17 protein-coding genes are annotated in these 17,252 nt (G+C 37.3%); 15 read left to right on the forward strand and 2 right to left on the reverse strand.

Features of this window, described 5'->3' with window-relative positions; genetic code table 11:
• Positions 1-72: 72 nt before the first annotated feature.
• Positions 73-237 carry a hypothetical protein gene (locus CUS89_RS16065; protein ID WP_181055323.1) on the forward strand — a complete coding sequence of 55 codons (165 nt, stop codon included), beginning with the start codon at positions 73-75 and terminating at the stop codon, positions 235-237.
• Between the two features lie 58 nt (positions 238-295).
• Here CUS89_RS16065 and CUS89_RS06175 read toward each other — a convergent pair whose 3' ends face one another.
• Positions 296-1,528, reverse strand: coding sequence for an aminopeptidase (locus tag CUS89_RS06175; protein WP_104871464.1), 1,233 nt, complete (start codon positions 1,526-1,528; stop codon positions 296-298).
• Positions 1,529-1,788: 260 nt separating this feature from the next.
• Here CUS89_RS06175 and CUS89_RS06180 point away from each other — a divergent pair, with 260 nt between their 5' ends.
• Entirely contained in the window at positions 1,789-2,358 is a 570-nt protein-coding gene (locus tag CUS89_RS06180) for a TetR/AcrR family transcriptional regulator (protein WP_010735953.1), read from the forward strand.
• A gap of 113 nt (positions 2,359-2,471) precedes the next feature.
• On the opposite strand, the gene CUS89_RS06185 is transcribed toward CUS89_RS06180, so the two are convergent.
• Positions 2,472-2,915 (reverse strand): flavodoxin, encoded by a 444-nt coding sequence (locus CUS89_RS06185; protein WP_010735952.1) that lies wholly within the window; start codon positions 2,913-2,915, stop codon positions 2,472-2,474.
• Positions 2,916-3,077: 162 nt separating this feature from the next.
• Between CUS89_RS06185 and map the strand changes: the two genes are divergently transcribed.
• From map to CUS89_RS06250, 13 genes are all read left to right on the forward strand, one after another.
• Entirely contained in the window at positions 3,078-3,842 is a 765-nt protein-coding gene (map, locus tag CUS89_RS06190; RefSeq protein WP_104871465.1) for a type I methionyl aminopeptidase, read from the forward strand.
• Positions 3,843-4,297: 455 nt separating this feature from the next.
• On the forward strand, positions 4,298-5,221 hold the full coding sequence (locus tag CUS89_RS06195; protein WP_104871466.1) for a YihY/virulence factor BrkB family protein: 924 nt from the start codon (positions 4,298-4,300) through the stop codon (positions 5,219-5,221).
• A 77-nt stretch (positions 5,222-5,298) separates the two neighbouring features.
• On the forward strand, positions 5,299-6,429 hold the full coding sequence (locus CUS89_RS06200; RefSeq protein WP_071865949.1) for an MraY family glycosyltransferase: 1,131 nt from the start codon (positions 5,299-5,301) through the stop codon (positions 6,427-6,429).
• Positions 6,429-7,229, forward strand: coding sequence for a glycosyltransferase (locus tag CUS89_RS06205; RefSeq protein WP_104871467.1), 801 nt, complete (start codon positions 6,429-6,431; stop codon positions 7,227-7,229). Before CUS89_RS06200 ends, CUS89_RS06205 begins: the two co-directional genes overlap by 1 nt.
• Complete coding sequence (locus CUS89_RS06210) at positions 7,229-8,056, forward strand: glycosyltransferase (protein ID WP_104871468.1); 828 nt, start codon at positions 7,229-7,231, stop codon at positions 8,054-8,056. Before CUS89_RS06205 ends, CUS89_RS06210 begins: the two co-directional genes overlap by 1 nt.
• 4 nt (positions 8,057-8,060) lie before the next feature.
• A complete protein-coding gene (locus tag CUS89_RS06215) occupies positions 8,061-8,771 on the forward strand; it encodes a glycosyltransferase family 2 protein (RefSeq protein ID WP_181055325.1) in 711 nt (236 codons plus the stop codon).
• A 98-nt stretch (positions 8,772-8,869) separates the two neighbouring features.
• Positions 8,870-9,736 (forward strand): glucose-1-phosphate thymidylyltransferase RfbA, encoded by an 867-nt coding sequence (gene rfbA / locus CUS89_RS06220; protein WP_010735945.1) that lies wholly within the window; start codon positions 8,870-8,872, stop codon positions 9,734-9,736.
• 13 nt (positions 9,737-9,749) lie between these two features.
• Positions 9,750-10,322: a dTDP-4-dehydrorhamnose 3,5-epimerase gene (gene rfbC, locus CUS89_RS06225; protein ID WP_010735944.1), complete on the forward strand. Its 573-nt coding sequence runs from the start codon at positions 9,750-9,752 to the stop codon at positions 10,320-10,322.
• A gap of 23 nt (positions 10,323-10,345) precedes the next feature.
• On the forward strand, positions 10,346-11,374 hold the full coding sequence (gene rfbB, locus CUS89_RS06230) for a dTDP-glucose 4,6-dehydratase (protein ID WP_019722601.1): 1,029 nt from the start codon (positions 10,346-10,348) through the stop codon (positions 11,372-11,374).
• A gap of 461 nt (positions 11,375-11,835) precedes the next feature.
• On the forward strand, positions 11,836-12,687 hold the full coding sequence (gene rfbD, locus CUS89_RS06235) for a dTDP-4-dehydrorhamnose reductase (RefSeq protein WP_104871470.1): 852 nt from the start codon (positions 11,836-11,838) through the stop codon (positions 12,685-12,687).
• Between the two features lie 46 nt (positions 12,688-12,733).
• Positions 12,734-14,749 (forward strand): DUF7657 domain-containing protein, encoded by a 2,016-nt coding sequence (locus tag CUS89_RS06240; RefSeq protein WP_104871471.1) that lies wholly within the window; start codon positions 12,734-12,736, stop codon positions 14,747-14,749.
• Positions 14,750-14,869: 120 nt separating this feature from the next.
• On the forward strand, positions 14,870-16,099 hold the full coding sequence (locus tag CUS89_RS06245; RefSeq protein ID WP_181055324.1) for an EpaQ family protein: 1,230 nt from the start codon (positions 14,870-14,872) through the stop codon (positions 16,097-16,099).
• Positions 16,100-16,438: 339 nt separating this feature from the next.
• Positions 16,439-17,245 carry an ABC transporter permease gene (locus CUS89_RS06250; RefSeq protein WP_104871472.1) on the forward strand — a complete coding sequence of 269 codons (807 nt, stop codon included), beginning with the start codon at positions 16,439-16,441 and terminating at the stop codon, positions 17,243-17,245.
• Positions 17,246-17,252: the final 7 nt, after the last annotated feature.

Raw genomic sequence — 17,252 nt, forward strand, 5'->3', positions numbered from 1 at the left:
TTTTTAGAGCAAAACGTTTCCAATAAAGGAATCTTGAGTGGTAGAATGAGGGTGTTAAAGGGGGTTTTGATTATGTCTGATAAACCAAAAGAAGAAGTAATTGCAGAACGTTTAGATGAAGCAAAAAAAGAACGTGAAGAAATTACGAAAGAGGCAATACAAAAACACGAAGAAGAAAAACCTGTAGAAAAAGAAAGTCGCAAATTTACGTTTACTAAAAAAGAAGATTTATTATAAGTATATCTGTGGAACATCAAAAAAGATCTGGGAATCCCAGATCTTTTTTGGTTTTTCATTACGCCCAATCGCCATTTCTGAAAATCGGCACGCGTGAGCCATCTTCGCGGATACCATCAATATCCATTTTATCTGAACCAACCATGAAATCCACATGCGTCTGGCTTCGATTCAAACCAGCAGCTGCCAATTCTTCGTCGGTCATTTCTGTACCGCCTTGTACACTAAACGCATAAGCAGAGCCAAGTGCTAAATGGTTTGAAGCATTTTCATCGAATAATGTGTTATAGAAGATGATACCAGATTGTGAAATCGGTGAAGGATCAGGAACTAGAGCAACTTCGCCTAAACGACGTGCACCTTCATCGGTATCTAATAGGTTTGCTAAGACTTCTTGTCCTTGTTCCGCTGAAAAATCAACGACTTTGCCTTCTTTAAATGTAAATTTCATTCCAGTAATAGTCGTTCCTGCATAACTTAAAGGTTTTGTACTTGAGATATACCCATCAACGCGATGACTATCAGGTGCGGTGAAGACTTCTTCGGTTGGCATGTTTGCCATGAATTTTTCATCACGAGCATTATAGCTTCCAGCACCTTCCCACAAGTGATTTTTCGGCAAGCCAATCACGATATCTGTCCCTGGGGCAGTGTAATGCAAAGCTGTAAATTGTTCCTTGTTCAATTCTGCTGCTTTTGTTGCTAGCTTTTCATCGTGATTTTTCCAAGCAATCACAGGGTCTGTTTCATAAATACGAGTCGTTTTGAAAATCTCATCCCATAACGCGTCGACTTGTTCTTCCTCTGGTAGATCAGGGAATACTTTTGCTGCCCACTGTTTTCCAGCAGCTGCGACAACTGTCCAACTTACTTTGTTTGATTGTGTCGCTTTTCGTAGATTCATCAATGCTTTTCCAACTGCTGATTGATAAGTGGCTACACGGTCATTATCGACTCCTGCGAATGCGTCAGGGTCAGAAGAAACAACACTGATTCTGCTCGCACCTTTTTCGATCCAATCATCTGCTTGATCGATTTTATATTGTGGAACTGTAGTAATTCGATCATCTGCTGCGTGAGTCAAGAATTCTTTTTGAATGATGTCATCTGTCCATTGAACGATCACCTCATTTGCTCCTAATTGGTAAGCCTCTTTTGTGATCAATCGGGCTAATTCCGCTTGTTCTACATTGATTTGTAAGACTACTGTGTGCCCTTTCGATACATTGACCCCTGTTTCTGCAATTAAACGGGCGTATTTTTTTAAATTAACATTAAAATCAGTTAACATAATTAAATTCCTCCTCATCATATTTTTTGTAATTCCTCATTGTATGATAACATTTTATTAGAAGTGAAACAAATAAACATCTGATAAAATAATCATTTGTTTTTAATTAGAAAACACAAAAAAGCGTTGATATCCGAGTATAATGACAGAAATATTTGCAAAAAATAAAAAAACAAGTTTTGCTTATTGAAAAAAAATGGTACAATAGTATTAATCAATGGTGGAAGCGTTATAAAAAATTTCAAGGAGATTAGAAAATTATGGCAAGAAAAAAAACGATAACAAAGGAGCAGATTTTGGCAGCCGCCTATGAAGTTGCTGCCAATGAAGGATTTTCAAAATTCACTGCGAGAAACATTGCAAATAAAATGAACTGTTCTACTCAACCAATCTATCTAGAGTTTAAAAATATGGATGATTTGAAACACGCGCTATTTGAGCAAATCTACGATTATCTAAAATACGAAGTCTTTCCTGTAGAACATACCGGCAATACGATTGTCGATCTAGCGTTGAATTACATCCATTTCGCAAATCGTGAAAAGAAATTATATAGTTCACTTTACTTGGAAGAGTACGGCGGCGGAAGAGAGATGCAGAATTTCTCCTATAATTACTTTATGGACGTAGTGAAAGAAGATCCAAAATACATGGACTTGTCAGATGATAAACTAGTCTCGCTTCACAATGGGACTTGGATCATTGCAACAGGTATCGCAGCTTTGATGTCATCAAATATCATCCATCCGACGGATACACAAATCGAAAAGATGATCCAAGACAGCATCAATGCCATTTTAAGCTTAAAAGATCCGATTGAAGTAGACTGATCTGCTTATTTGAAAAAATGATCGACCCCATTTGATAGTAATGCCTTGATTTACAAAACGTAATGCTTCTAAAAAAAAAGAAGGATGTGATAAACACATCCTTCTTTTTGTGATTAAGATAACATGGATACAAGAGATTTGGCGAACGCTTCAAGGTTTTCAATGTCTTCTTCTTCGGCGTTCAAATCAACTTTCACACTTTCGGCACCCTTAACAGCACCAGTTTTTGCAAAGGCAGCATCAAAATCGTCCACTGACTTACAAAACTCATCATAGAAAGTATCTCCAGAGCCACACACACCGTAGATTTTTCCAGGTAATTCAAGTTCTTGTAAATCTTCATAAAAATCAACGATTTCGTCCGGTAGATCACCGTCATCGTATGTATAAGTAGCAACTACGCAAATATCTGCTTCTTGAAAGTCTTCTGCATCTACTTGTGTGCATTCATTGATTTCAACATCAATATCCATATTTTCCAGAGCCTCTGCAACAATATCGGCGATTTCTTCCGTGTTACCAGTCATACTTGCATAAACGATTTTTGCTAAAGCCATAAGGCGCCTCCTAAATTTTAATGAATAGCATTTCAACAACTACCAATTATACCAAAAGTTTGAGAAAAAGGAAGTGAGATTTATAAAGGTACTATGGGATTTGGCTAAATACTTCCTACTATGTTAAAATAAAAAGGATTTGTAAAAAGGAGACGAGAATAGATGATAACATTAAAATCAGCACGTGAGATCGAAGCAATGGCAGAGTCTGGTGCATTATTAGCAGATGTCCATAAAAATCTGCGAGACTTCATTAAACCAGGAGTAACTAGTTGGGATATCGAAGTCTTTGTACGTGATTATATCGAAAGTCACGGCGGAGTCGCTGCCCAAATTGGATTTGAAGGATATGAATATGCGACATGTATCAGTATCAATGATGAGATCTGTCATGGTTTTCCCCGAAAAAAACCACTTAAAAGTGGCGACTTAGTGAAAGTGGATATGTGTATTGACTTAAAAGGCGGAATCTCTGATTCTTGCTGGGCATATGTGGTCGGTGAATCCACACCTGAAATTGATCGTTTGATGGAAGTGACAAAAAAAGCATTATATATCGGCATTGAGCAAGCGCAAGTTGGTAATCGTATTGGGGATATCGGCCATGCGATCCAAACGTACGTCGAAGGAGAAAATCTAGGAATCGTACGAGACTTTGTTGGACATGGGGTAGGACCAACGATCCATGAAGAACCAACTATTCCTCACTATGGTGAACCAGGCAAAGGATTACGTTTAAAAGAAGGTATGGTCATTACGATCGAGCCAATGGTCAATACAGGAACATGGAAAATGAAAATGGATCCAAATGGTTGGACAGCTTATACCAGAGATGGTGGATTATCTTGCCAATATGAACACACATTGGCTATCACCAAAGATGGTCCAAGAATCTTGACTTCTCAAGGTGAGGAAGGAACTTATTAAGTTCTTCTTTCAACGAACAGTTTTCAAACTGTTTAATATTAAATGGAGAAAGTTGTTGATGACCTTCTTCTTCAAATAATGGATAAAAGTTGTAGGTAAGCTAGTAACTAAGATAGTAGGGTGGCAATTGGAAAAATATGTCTATTATTTTCTGGATTGCCACCCTTTTCCTCAGTGTTATTAGCTTCTTTCACAACCTAGATAAACGGTGTTCGAAAAGCTGACCTTCAACACTAAGCTAAAAAATCAAAAAATATGGGGAGCTATTTTCTGATTTTCTATCTTACTGCTCAGGTCAAAGCACTTTTCTCACAACCTATGATAAACGGTGTTCAAAAGCCAACTCCTACGATATTAAGAGCAACATCGAAAAAATATGAGAAGCTATTTTCTCAATGTTGCTCTTAATACTTGGAGCTAAGCGGCTTTTTCACAACCTTGAACAGGAGATTACTATGAATATTTTGAATAAAATAAAACAACATAAGAATTTAATGCGTTTTATTGAGACGACGCAAAAGAGGACCGTTGATTCTGAAATGGGGACGACTTCAGTAGTTGTAGCTTATTATTTACTCTTATCTTTGTTTCCATTGATTATTGCGCTTGGAAATATTCTACCGTATCTTCAAATCGATCAAGAAACTGTATTGACTTATATTCGCCAAGTGATTCCTGAAACGATCTATCAGTTTATTGGACCGGCGGTAAAAAATTTGTTGACACAAAGTTCTGGTAGTTTGTTGTCAGTGTCAGCTATTGCAGCTTTATGGTCAGCTAGTCAGAGTATCAATGCATTACAGATTGCCATGAATAAAGCGTATGGAGTTGAAAATAGAGAAAATTTCATCATTGTCCGTTTCTTTTCCTTAATAGTCATCATCTTGTTTATGATTGCGATTAGTGGTGTCACTTTAGTACTCGGATTAGGACAAATGATTTTAGAGGCGATTCAACCGATTTTTAAAATACCTGTAAACTTTATTGACCAATTCCAAACATTGAAATGGCCGATTACGTTGGTTGCTTTATTTGTGATCATGTTTATGATTTATTGGATTGTACCAAATGCGCAATTGAAATTTAAAGCAGTGATTCCTGGTGCTGTATTTGCAACGACTGGTTGGATGTTGCTGTCACAAGTTTTTGGAATTTATGCTCGTTATTTCGCAACGCGTGTGAGCGGTTATCAAATCATAGGAAGTTTTATCGTTTTGATGCTTTGGTTGAATTTTGCTGCGACGATCATTATTCTTGGTGGAATCATCAATGCTGTTGTGCAAGAATACATAACAGGAAACGAAATAAAAGAACGAAGAAGCATCACATCAACATGGCTTGGTAAACTAAAAAATAAATTTTCTCAAAAAAAGAATTAGAAACACGAGTTCTTATTGTAAAATAGCGACAGTGTTTTATAATTATTAATGACTCTTTAAATAAAGTAGGTGCCCGTATGCTGGTTTCTTTTAGTATGGTAATAAGGATTTTTTTGACAATTTTATTGTCTTTGATATTGACCCCCATTTTTAAAATAATTTCAGTCCAAACTGGAATGGTCGATAAACCGAATGAACGACGAATAAACAAAGTGCCGATGCCTTCAGCTGGTGGCTTACCTATCTTTGTTTCCTTCGTGATATCTAGTTTGTTTTTGTTCAAAGATATCATCCCTAAATTTTATATTCTACCTATATTATTGGCTGCATCCGTCATCGTGTTGACCGGATTACTTGATGACAAATATGAACTTTCACCTAAGCAAAAAAGTATTGGGATTTTATTAGCGGCTTTGATCGTCTATTTCATCGCTGATATCAGGATCGATTCTTTTACCTTACCATTCTTAGGATATATCCAATTAGGTTGGCTTAGTTTTCCTGTTACCATTTTTTGGATTTTTGGGATCACTAATGCAGTCAATTTGATTGATGGTTTAGATGGCTTAGCAGCAGGGATATCTTTGATTGGCTTGATGACCATTGGTATTATTGGTTACTTTTTTTTACATGCCTCAACAGTATATATACCTATAGTTATTTTTTGCTTAGTCGCAAGTATTATTGGATTTTTTCCTTACAACTTTTATCCAGCCAAAATTTATTTAGGGGATACAGGTGCACTTTTCTTAGGCTTTATGATGGCGGTTTTATCTTTACAAGGATTAAAGAATGTTACGTTTGTTTCATCAATTTCTTTGTTGATCATCATGGGGGTACCTGTTACAGATACTTTTTTTGCAATCATTCGTAGAAAAGCAAATCGTGTGTCATTTTCTACGGCAGATAAGAAGCATTTGCATCATCGATTGCTCGCTTTAGGCTTTACCCATAAAGGAGCTGTTTTGACGATCTACTCCATTGCTTTGATGTTTTCATTTACTGCGATGATCATGAATTATACGGGAAGCCTTGGGACGATCGCTTTGTTCTTAGTGATGCTATTTGCTGCTATTCTATTGTTCGAATTGATCGGATTGATCAATGAAAAATACCAGTTTATTCTAAAAACATTACGGTTTTTGGGGAATAAAGAATACCGTACACAAGTGATGCAGAAATACTTTAAGAAATGGAAAAGACCTTAATGGAGAACAATAAAAAAAAGCCGATTTTAATTAGCATTGTTACAGCAAATAGTAAAAAAATATTCCAGACATTAGATACGATCATTGCGACGATCGGTGAAGAACCGGCAATTGAATTTCAAATTTTTGATAATAACTCGACACCTGAATACCAAGACCGATTACGCGAATATTTAAACTATCCGTTCATGAATATTTATTTCAATAATGAAAACCGAGGCTTTGGATATGGTCACAACCATACCTTGCTCCAAAGCGCTGCACAATATGCGGTGATTTTTAATCCAGATATTTTAGTTGATGAGCAGACGGTGATCGACCTGGTTGCGCTCTTAGAAACGCATCCTGAATGTGCGATGTTGGCACCTAAAATCTTGAATGAAGATGGGACGACTCAATACTTGATTAGACAGCGTTTAGCTCTATTCGACTATGTACTACGTTTCATTCCTTTCAAATTTGTCAAAAAAATGTTTGATCGACGATTGAATCGCTTTGAATGTCGTGATTTACCGGAGGATCGCGATTCTTATGTTCGCATGATTTCTGGTAGTTTTATGGTAGTAGATGTTGCGAAATTTAAATCAATCAATGGGTTTGATACTCGCTACTTTATGTATTTTGAAGATAATGATCTTTGTTTAAGTTTTGAAAAAGCAAACGAAAAAATCCTTTATACGCCACGTTACAGTGCCATCCATCTATATGGAAAAGGAGCACATCGTAATTTTAAGCTTTTTCGAATCTTTTTAAATTCAATGATGAAATTCTTCCATAAGTGGGGGTGGACTTTCTTCTAATGACACCAGAAATAGCAGTAGTGATCGTATTGTATCACCAAAAAATCAGCCAATCGCCTTCTTATGATTATTTAAAAGTAGCTACCCAAGCTGGGACAGTGGAGTTAGTTATTTTTGATAATAGTCCTGTTGCACATGCTGATGTGCTTTATTCAGAAAAGAATGTCCATTATCATCATGATCCAGCAAATCCAGGCCTAGCAGTTGCTTACAATTATGCAATTAATCACGTTTCTGATACGGTACAGACACTTATAACATTAGATCAGGACACTCAGTTAGGTACTGATTATTTAAAAAACGTAGCTGAACTCAGTTGGACAAAGGAGCGAGTAGTTGCGGTTCCCTTAGTATTTTCTGGTACAAAACAAATCTCTCCGGTGTGGGCAGACCACTATATCAATCGCCACTTCGAAGTGATCGAAGAGCCAGTGGTAACACGTCAACGTATGATGGCAATCAATTCTGGGGCGGCATTCTCGCTCGCATTTTTAAGAGAGATCAATGGCTATAATACAGTGTTTCCACTCGATTTTTTAGATCATTGGCTTTTTTGGCAAATCAAACAATTAAACAAAGAAATTGTAGTTTTAGCCACTAGAATAACTCATGATCTCTCAGTATTGGATTATAAAAAAGTCAACGTAACACGCTATCAGTCGATATTGGCTGCTGAGTCGATCTTTTACCAAGAATACGACCGTCAGCATTTGGCGCAACATCGGAAGCAGTTAGTATTAAGAATGACAAAGCAATTTTTGACTGTCAAGAATCGTCAAATCTGGCGAATGACTTTACGTTCGTTTGTTGATAATTGGAAGGTGTGAAATGATGCGATCGGTTTGTATAGCAACCTTTAATGGTGGCGCGTATTTAAAAGAACAATTGGATAGTATCTTAAAGCAACTTTCTCCAGAAGATGAAGTGATTATCTCGGATGATGGTTCAGTCGATGATACTTGGTCGATCTTAATGGATTATGCAAATAATGACCCACGTATCAAACTTTTTGAAGGTCCTAAACAAGGATTGATCAAAAATTTTGGCTTTGCGATTGAACAAGCTCAGGGTGAACTGATATTTTTAGCAGATCAAGATGATGTGTGGTTAGATGGGAAAGTAGAGAAAATCACACAATACTTTAGTCTTCATCCTAAACAATTAGTAGTTATTTCAGATTTAGTGATCGTAGATAGCCAGTTGAATGAGATCCATTCCTCATACTTTACTTTTAGAAGATCCAAAGAAGGTTGGTTGACGAATTTGATTCGTAGTAACTATATCGGTGCGGGTATGGCTTTTCGCTCTTCATTAAAAGAGACGATCTTACCGATACCTGACAATGTACCGATGCATGACATGTGGATTGGATTGCTTGCTGGGAATCATGCAAGTTTTATTCGAGAACCGTTGACCCTTTATCGGAGACACGATTTTAATGCAAGTGAAATTGAAACGAAGAGTAGTTGGCGTCAGAAAATTGCTTGGCGGATTCATTTGATCCAAGCACTCATTCAGCGGAAATGGAAAAAATATCCCTAAAAGATATTGTTAAATTCTCAAGAAATCCATGACAAATAGTAGGATTGATGAGATAATAACGAAAGTGAAAATTTAAAGAAAAAGGAGCGCTTATATTCATGAAAGGAATCATCCTTGCGGGAGGAAGCGGAACACGCTTGTATCCACTAACAAAGGCAACCTCGAAACAGTTGATGCCAGTCTACGATAAACCAATGATCTATTATCCAATGTCTATTTTGATGTTGGCAGGTATTAAGGAGATATTGATTATTTCAACCCCTCAAGATACCCCACGCTTTAAAGAACTATTTGGAAATGGTCATGATCTAGGTATCCATCTTGAATATGCGGTTCAAGAGAGTCCCGATGGCTTAGCTCAAGCTTTTATCATTGGGGAAGAATTTATTGGCGATGATAGTGTTTGTCTTGTTTTAGGAGATAATATCTACTATGGTGGCGGACTATCAAAAATGTTACAACGTGCTGCCTCAAGAGAAAGTGGAGCGACCGTTTTCGGGTATCATGTCAATGATCCGGAACGTTTTGGTGTGGTCGAATTTGATGAAAATATGCAAGCTCTCTCTATTGAAGAGAAACCAACAGAACCAAAATCAAATTATGCTGTCACAGGACTTTATTTCTACGACAACGATGTGATTTCAATTGCAAAAGAAATCAAACCATCTGAGCGTGGTGAATTAGAAATCACTGACGTCAATAAAGCATATTTAGAAAGAGGCAAACTTTCTGTAGAGATCATGGGGCGTGGTTTTGCTTGGTTAGACACAGGCACGCATGAATCTTTACTTGAAGCTTCTACATTTATTGAAACGATTGAAAAGCGTCAAAACTTAAAAGTTGCATGCTTAGAAGAGGTTGCTTATCGAATGGGTTATATCGACAAACAACAATTAGCTGTTTTGGCAGAACCACTGAAAAAAAATCAATATGGTCAATACTTATTAAGATTGGCTGCTGAATAAGGAGTTTTTAGTGATGAAAGTGACGGATACTAAATTAACAGATGTTAAAATTATCGAAATGGATGTTTTTGGGGACCATCGTGGTTTCTTTACAGAAAGCTATTCAAAAGCAAAATTCGCGGAACATGGATTAGATTTTGATTTTGTCCAAGACAATCACTCTCTATCTGCTGAAGCAGGAGTGATTCGTGGTTTGCATTTTCAAAAAGGGGCATCCGCTCAAACAAAATTGATCCGTGTCACTTCAGGAGCAGTCTTAGATGTGATCGTCGATATTCGTAAAGGTAGTCCGACCTATGGACAGTGGGAAAGTTATATCTTATCTGAACACAATCATCGTCAATTACTTGTTCCAAAGGGATACGCACATGGTTTTGTGACGTTGACACCAAATGTGAATTTCCTTTATAAATGCGATAATTATTATGATGCCGCAGCAGACGGTGGAATCGCATTTGATGATCCAGAGTTAGCGATTGATTGGCCGATCGATCTTTCAAAAGCAATCATGTCTGAAAAAGATCATAATCATCCTACACTGAAAGAATTTGAAGCGGAAAACCCATTTGTTTATGGTGAAATCTAACATTTGATGAGGAGAAATATTAAATGAAAAATATCATTGTTACTGGTGGAGCAGGCTTCATTGGATCAAATTTTGTACATTATGTTGTACAAAACCACCCAGAAGTACATGTGACAGTCTTAGATAAATTAACTTATGCAGGAAACAAAGAAAATCTAGCAGGATTGCCAACTGATCGTGTCGAGCTAGTTGTCGGAGATATCGCAGATGCAGAATTAGTCGATCGATTAGTGGAAAAAGCAGATGCAGTGGTTCATTATGCTGCTGAATCACATAATGATAATTCACTTAAAGATCCGTTTCCATTTGTACACACGAACATCATTGGTACGTATACATTGCTAGAAGCTTGCCGTAAGTACGATGTTCGTTACCATCATGTTTCTACGGATGAAGTCTACGGTGACCTACCATTACGTGAGGATCTACCAGGTCATGGCGAAGGTGAAGGTGAGAAGTTCACTGCGGAAACACCTTATAACCCGTCCAGCCCGTATTCTTCAACAAAAGCTGGTTCTGATCTGTTAGTGAAAGCTTGGGTCCGTTCATTTGGACTAAAGGCGACAATCTCAAATTGTTCCAACAACTACGGACCTTATCAACACATTGAAAAATTCATTCCACGTCAAATCACAAATATTTTAAGTGGTATCCGACCTAAGTTATATGGTGAAGGGAAAAATGTTCGTGATTGGATCCATACGAATGATCACTCTTCAGCCGTATGGTTGATCCTAACCAAAGGAAATATTGGAGAAACCTATTTGATTGGTGCTGATGGCGAGGAAGATAACAAAACTGTGATGGAAATGATCTTAGAAATGATGGGTCAGCCAAAAGATGCCTATGAACATGTCAAAGATCGTGCCGGGCATGATTTGCGTTATGCAATCGACTCAACCAAACTTCGTCAAGAGCTTGGTTGGCAACCAGAATTCACTAATTTCCGTGATGGTTTAGCAGAAACAATCAAGTGGTACGAAGAAAACCAAGAATGGTGGCAAAAAGAAAAAGAAGCAGTTGAAGCAGCTTACGCTAAAAATGGACAATAAGAGACGAGAAAACAAACTCCCTCGGACAAGCTGCGTAGATAAGAGCAAGGGATTGTCTCTTATCAGATGTTTTTCTTGCTTGAATAGATAGCTTGAAAGACTCAACCTCTTTTAAATAGTCATTGAAGGGGCACTGCGTTTAACTGACGCTGCCCCTTTTTTCATGGAAATGTTTTTAAGAGTACCTGATGGATGCACATTCTCTCGAAAAGCGAGAACCGATATGGTAGAATAAGCTTGGTTCTTAGAACGTGGTTAGAACATGGTTAGAACATAACTGTTCTGCCGTTGTTTTGGGATAAGGGGAGAAAAAGATACCGTTATTTTTTTCCGCTACTCCGAACAAACAGTTGAATGAATCGGCTTCAAAAGATAAAGCGTTCATTAAATACAACAAGATAGCTAATGATATTTTTACAAAACACTTTAAAAAAATAAATAAATCAAGGAGCGATTGCGTTATGTTTTTATTAACAGGTGGAAATGGTCAACTTGGTACCGAGTTACGTCATTTATTAGATGAGAAAGGGTTAGATTATGTTTCGACTGATGCCCAAGAACTGGATATCACGGATGCAGAAAAAACAATGACTTATATCACAGACTTAAAACCTGAAGTCATCTTCCATTGTGCAGCCTATACCGCTGTCGATAAAGCAGAAGACGAAGGAAAAGAACTAGATGAAAAAATCAATGTAGACGGAACGAGAAATGTTGCATTGGCAGCGAAAGCAGTGAATGCGAAATTGATTTATATCAGTACCGATTATGTCTTTGATGGTAAAAAAGAAAATGAAGAATATCTAGAAGATGATGCAACGAATCCATTGAATGAATATGGTCGTACAAAATTACTAGGTGAACAAGCAGTGCAGGAAATTTTAGAAGATTATTATATTATTCGTACGTCATGGGTATTTGGCATATATGGTCATAACTTTGTTTATACGATGCAACGTTTGGCACAAACCCATGATCGTTTAACTGTAGTCAATGACCAATTTGGACGTCCGACATGGACACGCACATTGGCTGAATTTATGGTCTATGTAATTGAACAAAAAGTACCATATGGTGTTTATCATCTATCAAATGAGAATAGCTGTTCATGGTATGAATTCGCAAAAGAGATCTTAAAAGATACAGCAGTAGAAGTAGCTCCTGTTACTTCAGCCGAATATCCACAAAAAGCGACACGTCCGCAGTATTCAGTGATGAGCCTGAAAAAAACGGAAGATCTTGGTTTTGTTATCCCAACGTGGCAAGAAGCACTTGAACAAATGTTACAAGCTTCTGAAAAATTAAACAAATAAGGTTTTTCCTTAGAAAAAAGAAACAACGAAGAAATTGGAGAATTTTATGGAAAAACAAACAAGAAGTGCAAGGCGAGATAAATCACGAGAACCGGAGACAGAACAGACGAATCTATTTTTAGATATCCTATTGAAATTGCGTTATGTGATCGGCTTACTGGTGATCGTTATCGTTGTGACCTTCAACTTGAATGGTAGCTCGATTGGCAGTTGGGATAACTATGTGTCCCAAAGAGATGATGGGAAAAAGACGGATGTGATTTTTGGTCAAAATCGAGAAGTTCGCTCAGATGAATGGCTGGTACAAACGCCTTTTTACTTCTCTCAAGCAGAATCGGGTTATCCGGTCATCAACGAAGATTATTCACTGAATGGTCAAAATATGATCATTGCCTACAATTCACCAGTGAAAGATATCACTGTTATCGGTAAACCATTTAACTGGGGATTCTTCTTTTTAGGAAGGGATCGAGGGTTATCTTTTTATTGGGCAATGAAACTGGTAGTCATGGTTTTGTTAGGATTTGAACTCCTGATGATCTTGACGAAACGAAACAAGCCACTTTCGTTGATTGGTTCATTTGCATTGACCTTCTCACCAGCTGTTCAATGGTGGTTCATGCAACACGTTGGCGATTTGATTTTCTTTACGATTGGTTTAATGGTCGCCTTTTATCATTATTTTTATCAACATGAAAAAAAGTGGCTGCGCGCATTGATGATGTTACTAGTAGTCATATTCGGTCTCGGATTTATCTTAGTCATCTATCCGGCCCATCAAGTGATGCTCGCCTATCTATTAGTTTTTTATTTTATCGGGTTACTGATCTATTACCGCAAAAAAATACAATGGGATTGGTTTGATGCGGTGTTGATTACTGCCGCCTTACTATTTATTGGCATTGTCATGTGGCATTTTTGGTCAATCTCTAAAGATGCTTTGCTCGCCTCTTTAAATACGTTATATCCTGGGAATCGAGTAAGTACAGGTGGAAAATGGAAACTAAGTGAATTTTTCTATTTCTTAACGAACTGGAAAATCCCATTCGAGGATATCAGTTTCTCAAATAATTCAGAAGTAGCACTATTTTACCATTTCTTCCCAACGGTATTCTTAGCAAGTCCATTTGTCTTGTTTGGGAAAAAAGACGACGATCAAAAAATCATTGGTCGAATCTTAATGATTTTTTGTCTCTTCGCGATTTTTTGGATCACCGTTGGCTTGTCTAGAACGATGGCTCAATTGACGTTGTTATCATTTGTCCCGCCGTTTCGTGCAATCTTGACTTTTAGTTTTGCGGCCTTTCTGCTATCGATTTGGTTTATCGCATATATTTGGAAACACGATGTCATCCCTACATGGTATAAATTCGTCTTATTGATTGCTAATGCAGGAATCTATTACTATGCGTTACAAGGTTCCAAGATGGAAGGGTATTTCTCAGACTTTGAGCTGATCAGTGTGATTGTGTTGGGAACACTCCTTTTAGCATTTGTACTGTTTCGACAACGCGTACTTTTCTACCTTTCATTTAGTGCATTGATCATTGCTTCTGGTTTCTTTGTGAATCCAGTTGTCCAAGGAACAGGCGCGATTTTTGAAAAAACGTTAGCCAAAGAAATCCAAAAAATCGATCAACAAGATCCAGGTCAAGTATGGTTAACGGAAGATGAGCTCTATAATTTCACACCAGCCCTAGGAGTGAAGGCGTTCAATACGGTTCGCTTTTATCCCGACAAAGCTGCATGGCAGTTGATTGATCCAGAAGGCGAGTATGAGCGATTCTATAATCGCTATGCTCATACTAGAGCCTTTATTGCCAAAGAAGATACAGCCTTCAAATTAGATCGTCCAGATATGTTCTCAGTGACATTGAATTTTGATGATGCTGAAAAGTTAGGCATTAAATATGTGGTAACCAAACGTCCTTTAGATGACTATAACCAGCGCAATGAAGCACAGTTCACTAAATTATATGGACCAGACGACGATGGGCACATGATTTATGAAGTTACCTATCCAAATTATGCTATTTGGCAAACACAATCAACAGGTCAATAAAAAATGTGTAGTTTGAAAAAGATGTGTGCTAAAAAAATGGAGATATTGGATCAGTCAGAAAAATTCTTGGTAACGCTGATCCAATGATCCGTTTAAAAAATGTATTGTTTAGCAGAGGAGGTGGAAAACATTCAAACATTTGTAGAAAAATTCGTAAATAAAATGAGTACTGGAATCTTGTTACTGATGCTGATCGCCCTTTTTTCTGTCTGGACGATCGGTATAGGAACACCAACTACTTTATTTTTATATGAGCATAGCGCACAATTCGTCACGTTTGGTGTCTTTGTTTTAACAGGACTGAATATCTATAAAGCAAGAGGATTTGACTTTTTTTATCTAGGAGCAGCAGTTGTCATCTTCTGTTTCTATACGTATTTCAGTGGAATACGAGAAGGTTCTTTGGCAGGTAATCTGTTGATCCCGATCTTGATTCTGATTGGATTGAGTGTAAAGTGGATCGAATTCGACAAAGTCGATCGGGGAATTTATTTGCTTGTCTTCTCATTTTTCCTTGCTGTTACGGTATATCGAGTCTTTACAGAGATTCAAGTACCTGAAGGACAAAGTATATGGAACCAAGATAATAAATTATCCGATATTTGGATCAATACGAATACGATCGGTAGCTCGTTGATGATGCTTGGACTACTGATCAGTGGTTTCGCCAGTTCATTTGAACGTTGGTATATTCGGATTCTTGGAGTACCAGCAATCATTGCTGCATTTTTAGGAATCTGGGTATGTCAATCACGCTCAGCATTGATTGCGATCATCATTTTTGCTTTATTGGATATCTGGCCTAAAAGATTCTTTAAATTTATTCGGGCACCTTTTATCGGCTATTTAGCTATTTTTAGTCTAGCACTACCGATTTCCTATTTAGCTGCCACTTCTGAAGAGATCAATCTCTTCACTGGTAGAGAGGGTATATGGTTAAAATTTTATCAAACGATTTCCGAGAGTACGGAGCAACTACTGGTTGGAATGAAACCTTTTCTATATTTTCGTGGGGATGAGGTTTTAGGTAATCACAATAGTTATAACTCTATTTTGAATTTATATGGATTGATAGGAATCGCAATTGTAGGGATTTTATTACTTGTTTTTGTTGGAAGACTAACACTGAAAGCTGATTTTTCGAATGGTCAGCTTACGTTTTTGTGGGCATTCATGGCAGTGATGATCCAATCGTTTATGGAAGATACATTGACTTCTTTCCCTTGGGTACCTATCGGCTACTTGTTGTTAGCGATGGCAAGTCATCGTTACGATCAGCTACCAGGTAAGCGAATCAAAATACAAGAGGAAGAACAACTGTCAACTTCAAGACTTGCACGTTATCACTAAATTTGAAAAATAAGGGTGTGCGCCAAAAGTGTCCATTACTTTTGACTGTCACCTTAGAATCGAATAAATGGTGTGAACAGAAGCAACCTCTTCTGACATAAGGCTCAACACTTCTGTTCTTACCTCAATCAATAAAATGAAAACGTGGGTAAGCCATTTTAGGCAGACCCACGTTTTTTGCTTCATTGCATTTAAGTATCATCTTTTGTAAAATAGTAACGTTGACAAAAAGTTTGCTTAATAGAAAATTAAGAAACAACGAATATCGCAGTCCTTAGCTCAAAATGTGGTAAAATGGCTGTTGACTGTAATTAATTGAAACTGCTTGGAGGAACACAAATGTTTAAAGATTTGTTTTTATTTATGAAGGATATCTATCAAAATCGAAAGTTATTACTTCAATTCTCGTTAAATGATTTTAAATCACGTTTTGCGGGTTCATTTTTAGGGATTTTATGGGCGTTCATCAATCCTGTGTTTACGGTTCTCATTTACTGGTTAGTCTTTGGCTTTGGCTTGAAAGCAGCGATGACTGATGGGAAGTATCCGTTTATCGTCTATCTGATCACAGGGATGGTTCCATGGTTCTTTTTCTCAGATGCGTTTACCTCTACAACACTTGTTTTCCGGGAATACACCTATTTAGTAAAAAAAGTAGTATTCAATATCCGTATCTTACCAACAACTAAAATCCTTTCAAACTTGTACTCACATATGTTCTTTATTTTGATTGGATTAGTCGTAACAATGGGACATGGTATTTTTCCAACGGTCATGTCTTTACAATTGATTTATTACCTATTTTGCATGGTCGCTTTTTTGACTGGTTTGACGTGGTTGACGGCATCGATCCAACCTTTTATACCAGATATCATGCAATTTATCACGATTTTGTTACAGCTGATTATGTGGACCTTGCCGATTCTTTGGAGTCCAAGTCAATTTAATCCAGCAATCATACAGATTCTAAAACTAAACCCCTTGTATTATGTTGTCCAAGGTTATCGTGAATCCTTCCTAAGTCAAGCTTGGTTCTGGGAACATGGCACTTATACAATCTATTTTTGGGTAGTTACATTAATCATGTTCGTAATCGGTTCCTTAGTGTTCCGTAGATTGAAACCACATTTTTCAGATGTGCTGTAAGGAGTAT

Source organism: Enterococcus mundtii, from assembly GCF_002947535.1.
Lineage (GTDB): Bacteria > Bacillota > Bacilli > Lactobacillales > Enterococcaceae > Enterococcus_B > Enterococcus_B mundtii_B.

Bases quoted from the DNA above. Each gene is read 5' to 3' on its own strand.
- CUS89_RS16065 (WP_181055323.1), top strand. From the start codon at position 73: ATGTCTGATAAACCAAAAGAAGAAGTAATTGCAGAACGTTTAGATGAA.
- CUS89_RS06175 (WP_104871464.1), bottom strand. From the start codon at position 1,528: ATGTTAACTGATTTTAATGTTAATTTAAAAAAATACGCCCGTTTAATT.
- CUS89_RS06180 (WP_010735953.1), top strand. From the start codon at position 1,789: ATGGCAAGAAAAAAAACGATAACAAAGGAGCAGATTTTGGCAGCCGCC.
- CUS89_RS06185 (WP_010735952.1), bottom strand. From the start codon at position 2,915: ATGGCTTTAGCAAAAATCGTTTATGCAAGTATGACTGGTAACACGGAA.
- map (WP_104871465.1), top strand. From the start codon at position 3,078: ATGATAACATTAAAATCAGCACGTGAGATCGAAGCAATGGCAGAGTCT.
- CUS89_RS06195 (WP_104871466.1), top strand. From the start codon at position 4,298: ATGAATATTTTGAATAAAATAAAACAACATAAGAATTTAATGCGTTTT.
- CUS89_RS06200 (WP_071865949.1), top strand. From the start codon at position 5,299: ATGCTGGTTTCTTTTAGTATGGTAATAAGGATTTTTTTGACAATTTTA.
- CUS89_RS06205 (WP_104871467.1), top strand. From the start codon at position 6,429: ATGGAGAACAATAAAAAAAAGCCGATTTTAATTAGCATTGTTACAGCA.
- CUS89_RS06210 (WP_104871468.1), top strand. From the start codon at position 7,229: ATGACACCAGAAATAGCAGTAGTGATCGTATTGTATCACCAAAAAATC.
- CUS89_RS06215 (WP_181055325.1), top strand. From the start codon at position 8,061: ATGCGATCGGTTTGTATAGCAACCTTTAATGGTGGCGCGTATTTAAAA.
- rfbA (WP_010735945.1), top strand. From the start codon at position 8,870: ATGAAAGGAATCATCCTTGCGGGAGGAAGCGGAACACGCTTGTATCCA.
- rfbC (WP_010735944.1), top strand. From the start codon at position 9,750: ATGAAAGTGACGGATACTAAATTAACAGATGTTAAAATTATCGAAATG.
- rfbB (WP_019722601.1), top strand. From the start codon at position 10,346: ATGAAAAATATCATTGTTACTGGTGGAGCAGGCTTCATTGGATCAAAT.
- rfbD (WP_104871470.1), top strand. From the start codon at position 11,836: ATGTTTTTATTAACAGGTGGAAATGGTCAACTTGGTACCGAGTTACGT.
- CUS89_RS06240 (WP_104871471.1), top strand. From the start codon at position 12,734: ATGGAAAAACAAACAAGAAGTGCAAGGCGAGATAAATCACGAGAACCG.
- CUS89_RS06250 (WP_104871472.1), top strand. From the start codon at position 16,439: ATGTTTAAAGATTTGTTTTTATTTATGAAGGATATCTATCAAAATCGA.